Here is a 541-nt window from a genome sequence, read left to right on the forward strand (position 1 = left end):
CAAGACACCTTTGGCTATGCGCTGCACTTGGCCCAGGTGGGTAGTAAGCACAGCCAGGCCAAACCGCTGAAGGGCTTCGGCGGGGCGGGTGTGCTGGAAGTGGTGGAAGACCACCAGGGCGGCACCTACCGCGCTGTGTACACGGTGCGCTACGCGGGAGCGGTGTACGTGCTGCATTGCTTCCAGAAGAAATCGACCAGCGGCATTGCCACACCCAAACCGGACATGGACTTGATAGAGGCTCGCCTGAAAGCTGTGACGGCCTTGGAGAAGGAGCAATGAACATGAACACGATAGCAACCATCGACGACCTTACCATTGAGCAAGGCAGCGACAATCCCTATGCGGACCTGGGCTATCCGGACGCCGACGAAATGCTGGTCAAGGCCGGACTGGCACATGAGATCGCGCAGATCATCAAGAGCCGGCACTTGACCCAGCAACGGGCGGCCGAACTGCTGGGCATGCCGCAACCCAAGCTCTCCGAGCTATTGCGCGGCAAATTCCGCGGCATTAGCCAGGCCAAGATGATCGAGTGCCT

2 protein-coding genes are annotated in these 541 nt (G+C 59.9%); both read left to right on the plus strand.

The genetic code is table 11. The features are described from left to right. On the plus strand, window positions 1–282 hold a 282-nt coding region (locus tag ACYP5B_RS44595), incomplete at its 5' end, for a type II toxin-antitoxin system RelE/ParE family toxin (protein ID WP_459573853.1). A gap of 2 nt (window positions 283–284) precedes the next feature. After that, window positions 285–541, plus strand: a 257-nt coding sequence (locus ACYP5B_RS44600) for a helix-turn-helix domain-containing protein (protein WP_459573854.1), incomplete at its 3' end; no start/stop codon positions are given.

The organism is Cupriavidus sp. 8B, from assembly GCF_054589115.1.